The organism is Flavobacterium branchiicola, assembly GCF_018383905.1.
Taxonomy (GTDB): domain Bacteria; phylum Bacteroidota; class Bacteroidia; order Flavobacteriales; family Flavobacteriaceae; genus Flavobacterium; species Flavobacterium branchiicola.
Genome location: NZ_JAGYWA010000039.1, coordinates 1 through 261, shown reverse-complemented (window position 1 = coordinate 261; position 261 = coordinate 1). Strand labels below are relative to the sequence as shown.

General features: G+C 48.7%; 1 rRNA gene. It reads right to left on the bottom strand.

Features of this window, described 5'->3' with window-relative positions:
- Positions 1-261, bottom strand: a 23S ribosomal RNA gene (locus tag KHA98_RS22830); the annotation flags it as partial.

The following is a 261-nucleotide window of genomic DNA, read 5'->3' as shown; positions in this document are numbered from 1 at the left end:
TACTCTTTTGGAGGCGACCACCCCAGTCAAACTACCCACCAAGCAATGTCCCCCGATACTCGGGGTTAGGCCTCAGATAAACAAAGGGTTGTATTTCAACAATGACTCCACAACGCCTGGCGACGCCGCTTCAAAGTCTCCAACCTATCCTACACATCATTTATCCAAGGTCAATACTAAGCTATAGTAAAGGTGCACAGGGTCTTTTCGTCCCACTGCGGGTAAACGGCATCTTCACCGTTACTACAATTTCACCGAGCT